The following is a 4,311-nucleotide window of genomic DNA, read 5'->3' as shown; positions in this document are numbered from 1 at the left end:
GGGTGCGGCGGGCGGGTGGGTCGGGGCAGCAGATTTCGGAGTTATCCATTCATAATTCGGCGGGGTTTGCGCGGATTCGGGCTGAGGCTGATTCGCCGGAAAACTTGTATTGGCAATTGGTGAAAACTAAAGAGGGTCATGCGGAGCCAGCTTGCTCTACGGAATTGAGCGTGCTTTCTAACTACGCAAAAACGATCCAAGAGAGAATTTCTGGTTCACAAGAAAAATGCAATCTTCCAATATTTATATACTATCCTGTTAATCGTAATGTTATAAATGTTTCTCTGCGGCGTCGTCGGCTCGATGAATTTAACCTGTTATCCGCATGGGATAACTCGTTGGTTGGATCGGTGGATTTTGAGCGGTTTTTTGAATGGTTCCGAAGTCGTGATAATCTTGAGGATGGAACTAGGCGTGATTTAATGCTTTACCTTATGGGAAGAGCGACAAAAAACAAGAAATATTTGCCAAGAGCGGAATATGGCCAAATAGAAAAAGAGGTGTTGAGCGAAGGTGCTGATATAAAAAGCATCGTTTCAAACTACACTCAAGACAGCCACCTTTTATCTGTTCGTAACGCCATACAAAGCTTTTTACCAGAATTTAAAAGCTTGTCTATCAGATTATTACCATCTGAAATGTGGGTGGAGAAATATGGCGTCGAAATCCGTTTTGACCAATTGTCAGATGGGGAAAAATGCCTAATTGCACTAATCGGTGATTTAGCGCGTCGGCTTGCCATCGCCAACCCTAATAGAGAAAATCCTTTGGAAGGCGAGGGCATCGTCCTAATCGACGAAATCGACCTACATATCCACCCCGCTTGGCAACGCACTATCTTAGCAAACCTAACCCGCACATTCCCAAACTGCCAATTCGTCGTTTCCACCCATTCCCCCCAAGTATTGGGCGAAGCTGAACCCCGCCAAATCCGCCTGTTGACCCAAGATGAAGATGGCCTGACTTACTCGATTCCCACCCAAGCCAAAGGCTTAAGCAGCAATGAAATTCTCGATGAATTAATGCGGCCCGATGGCGAAACCTTAACCCGTAATCGCGGCGTTCAAGAGCAACTCGACAAACTGTTTGAACTTATCGACCGGGATGACTTTCAGGCAGCCAAAGGATTAGTCGGAAAAATGAAACATGAATTGCATGGCGATATTCCCGAATTAATCCGGGCGGAATCCATGATATTCATGTTGGATGAAGGTTCAGACTCGTGAGGGCAATCAGCAAACGGCAGGAGCCAAAAGCTTTAGAGGAATATCGTTGTAAGCCAGATGCCGTATATGATGGCCCGCTATTCACTGCCGTCAAGCAAGCCATCCGGGAGCAACTACTTCGAGAGCAGGGCTATCTTTGTGCATACTGCATGAGGCGAATCAGTGACCAACAAATGAAGGTCGAACATTGGCATTGCCAAGATAATTATCCCGACGAACAACTGGATTACCAAAACATGCTGGGAGCCTGTCTGGGGCATGAAGGCGAACCCTATACTCAGCAAACTTGCGATACTCGAAAAGGCAATAAAGAACTGAAATACAATCCGGCCAATGTTAGTCATCGTATCGAAAACCATATACAGCATTTAGGCAATGGCAAAGTTCAATCCGACGATTCTGAATTTGATAGGCAACTTAACGAAGTGCTTAACCTAAACCAATCCAGATTGGTTAAAAACAGACAAGCCGTTTGGGATGCGGTTCATAATATGCTCAGTCAAAAACCGGGAAGCCGCACATCTGTCGAGGTAAGAAAAATTCTCGATCAGTGGGACATGCCGATTTCTCAAGTCCCCATAAGAGAGTATTCAGCAGTCGCCATATATTATTTGCGAAAACGATTAAAAAGCCTCGAAAAACCCAATCCACCGACTTCCGGTCGATAGCCATGAATTGTCGCCCCGCCTGCGGTGCCTGCTGCATCGAGCTATCCATTTCCACCCCCATTCCCGGAATGCCTAACGGCAAACCGGCGGGCATCCGCTGCGTGCAACTGACCGAAGATTACCGTTGCGCGATTTTCGGCCAACCGGAGCGCCCTCGCTGCTGCGCGGGACTCAGGCCCTCGCCGGAAATGTGCGGCGATAATCGCGAGCAAGCCCTGGCCTTTTTGCGTTGGCTGGAAGAAGCCACGCGCCCGTAGCGCATTTGCCGTTCACGCATTCGCCAACAGGGTGCCGGTTCGCGCCACTGGCCGGGACGGCGGTTCGACGCCGGGCCGTTCCGGCTTCTTCCCGGCCACAGGCGTTGTGGCGGCGGGGTCGATGATGAAAATCGGAGCCGCCGGATGTTCCGTGACATGCACCCGGTCGCGTCCGCGCTTCTTAGCCACATAGCAGGCGGTGTCGGCGGACCTCAAGGCCGAGGCCACATCGTCGCTGGCCGCGTTCAAGGTGACGAGGCCGACGCTCACGCCCACGGAGAATTCCTGGTCGCCCCACGGGAACCGGAAGGCGTGGATGGCTTCCCGCAATTCGTTGGCGATGACCCAGGCTTGCTCGATGGGGCAGTGCTCCAACAGCAGGCCGAACTCGTCGCCGCCTAGCCGGGCCAGGGTGTCGCTTTGCCGCAAGCGGCCCTCCATCAAGCGCCCCAGCATTTGTAGCAACTGATCCCCAGCGGCGTGGCCGCAAGTGTCGTTCACCGCCTTGAAGCGGTCCAAGTCCAGAAAGCAGAGCGCGTGTTCGGAGCGGTTCTCCCGCGCCTCGGTCAGGACCTTCGACACCCGCCGCTCGAACTCCACCCGATTCAACAGCCCGGTCAGGGCGTCATGGCTGGCCTCGTAGGACAGTTTCTGGGTCAGGGCGTGGGCCTCGCTGACATCGCGCACCACCACCACCGCCCCCATGCCGCCCACGTCCGAGAGGATGGGCTGGGCCGAGAACTCCGCCGCGAACGAGCTGCCGTCGAAACGCCGCATGGTCTCGGTATAACGGCTGGGCATTCCCTGGAACAAGGTGCGGTAGAGCGGGTTTTCACTGCTGGCAGATTCGCCGTCCATCCGGTGAGTCCGCAGGATCGTCAACATGTCGCGGCCTTCCAAGCTCTCGGGCAGGTAGCCGAACAACGCGGCGGCGGCATGGTTGGCGAAGGCGCAGCGGCCCTCCCGGTCCAGCCCGAAGATGCCTTCGCCTGCGGACTCCAACAGCGAACGGAACCGCCACTCGCTGGCCCGCAAGGCCGCTTCCGCTTGTTTCCGCTCGGCCAGCTCCGCTTCCATCTGGGCATTGGCGAGCTGTAGCAATTTGCTCTGCTGCTCCAGTTGCCGGGTGCGTTTCGTCACCAATTTTTCCAGCCGCCGCCGGTAATAGCGCAGTTCTTCCTGCTGGGCCTTGTCGCGGCTGATGTCCACCAGCACGCCTTGCAGAAACAGTGACCGGCCATCCTCGCCGCGCACCACGTTGGCCTCGTCCAGAAACCAGTGAGCCTGCCCGTCGGCGCCCACCAGCCGGTACTCGCAACGCAGGGGCGCGTGGAGTTCGTAAGTCTCCGCGAAATGTTCGATGACTGCTTGCCGGTCGTCCGGGTGTATCCAGCGCAGCAAGCCCTCCGGGTTGTCCAGCCAAGCTTCCGGCGGATGACCGAGGCTGGCGGCCTGGGGGCTGACGTAGAGCAGCTTGCCGGGGCTTTCCAGCGAGGCGATGTAGGTGACGGCGGGAATTTGTTCCACCAGGGCGCGGAACTTCGCTTCGGCTTTACGGCGCTGCTCTTCGGCTTCCCGTTGTGCCTGTTTCGCCCGCCGGTCCCGCAGGGTCTTCAAAATGATGGCTGGCACCCATTCCAGAGAATTCCGCGCCAGGTCCTTGACCACATAGTCGGAGGCGCCGAGCTTGAGCGCCCGCACCGCCACCGAAGCATCGTTGGCGCAAGTCAGCATGACCACCGGCACCGGCAGCTCGTCGCCCGCTTCGCCCAGATCGGTCAGGAATTCCAGGCCGTTGAAGTCGGGCAGGTAGTGGTCCAGCACGATGCAGTCGAAGCGTTGCTGGCGGACCAGCCGCAGCCCGTCCTCGGCGGTCTCCGCCTCGACGACGGCGAAGTCGTAACCGGACTGCTCCAAGGCGCGGCGGCAGGCCAGACGGTCGATGCGGTCGTCGTCCACCAGCAGCAATTGGGTCGCGGGGGCGGCGTTCATATTCATAGTGGCGCCCCGCTGAGTCGTCCCAACCAAACCGATGACATGGGGCGGCGCGGTGGGTGGCCGTGGGGCCACGGGTTCGCGGAGGTATCCTTTGCCTCTCGTGGTGCGTTTTTCATCCTTGTTCTCTCGTATTTTCCTGGCGATGAGCGAGATGGGTATCGG

General features: G+C 56.5%; 4 protein-coding genes. 3 read left to right on the top strand and 1 reads right to left on the bottom strand.

The genetic code is table 11. From position 1 onward, the window contains the following. From ACXWUF_RS19480 to ACXWUF_RS19470, 3 genes are all read left to right on the top strand, one after another. Positions 1–1,226, top strand: a 1,226-nt coding sequence (locus ACXWUF_RS19480; protein WP_458496246.1) for an AAA family ATPase, incomplete at its 5' end; no start/stop codon positions are given. Next, a complete protein-coding gene (locus tag ACXWUF_RS19475) occupies positions 1,223–1,894 on the top strand; it encodes a retron system putative HNH endonuclease (RefSeq protein ID WP_458496245.1) in 672 nt (223 codons plus the stop codon). The genes ACXWUF_RS19480 and ACXWUF_RS19475, both read left to right, overlap by 4 nt. A gap of 2 nt (positions 1,895–1,896) precedes the next feature. Next, entirely contained in the window at positions 1,897–2,151 is a 255-nt protein-coding gene (locus ACXWUF_RS19470; RefSeq protein ID WP_458496244.1) for a YkgJ family cysteine cluster protein, read from the top strand. Positions 2,152–2,163: 12 nt separating this feature from the next. Here ACXWUF_RS19470 and ACXWUF_RS19465 read toward each other — a convergent pair. Continuing rightward, positions 2,164–4,311 (bottom strand): diguanylate cyclase domain-containing protein (locus tag ACXWUF_RS19465; RefSeq protein ID WP_458496243.1); only part of this gene is annotated, 2,148 nt, incomplete at its 5' end.

This window comes from Methylomagnum sp. (assembly GCF_054333355.1).
Note: the sequence above shows the minus strand (reverse complement) of the source record. Positions and strands in the feature narration are given on the sequence as shown.

What these genes read in the sequence shown, in the direction of transcription:
- ACXWUF_RS19470 (WP_458496244.1), top strand. Translation starts at nt 1,897, where the DNA reads ATGAATTGTCGCCCCGCCTGCGGTGCCTGCTGCATCGAGCTATCCATT.